The organism is Frankia sp. Mgl5, from assembly GCF_023242985.1.
Taxonomy (GTDB): Bacteria; Actinomycetota; Actinomycetes; order Frankiales; family Frankiaceae; genus Parafrankia; species Parafrankia soli.
The window spans coordinates 1-436 of record NZ_JALKFY010000473.1 but is presented as its reverse complement, the minus strand read 5'-3'; the positions used below and the strand labels follow the sequence as shown (position 1 = coordinate 436).

General features: G+C 53.9%; 1 protein-coding gene. It reads right to left on the bottom strand.

The window, feature by feature from the left end; genetic code table 11:
• On the bottom strand, window positions 1-436 hold a 436-nt coding region (locus tag MXD62_RS10200; RefSeq protein ID WP_368862377.1), incomplete at both ends, for an amidohydrolase family protein.

Below are 436 nucleotides of genomic sequence, written 5' to 3'. Positions count from 1 at the left end.
ATGATACAGATATTCGGTCGGGGTTTGCGCATACTTTTCCCTGATTTTTACAATCTCTTCCTTTGTCTCTGCCAGGTGAATATGGATCGGCACAGCCCGCTTGCGAGCCAGCTCGATTACTTCAGAAAGCGGTTCCGGCGGGCAGGTGTATGGCGCATGGGGACCAAACATGGTGGTAATTCTGCCGTCAGCCGCCCCGGACCAGCGATCCACCAGATCAATCGCTTCCTGCATCCGTTTACCCCCGTCATCCTCAAAAAAGACAAGCCCTCTGGTTAAGGAAGCACGCATCCCGTTGTCCTGCACGGCCTGCGCGATCTCATTCATATGCATATACATATCGGCAAAAGCAGTCGTCCCCGATTTGATCATCTCCGACATCGCCAACTGGGCTCCCCAATAGATATCTTCCTCGTTCATCCGCGCTTCCGCGGGG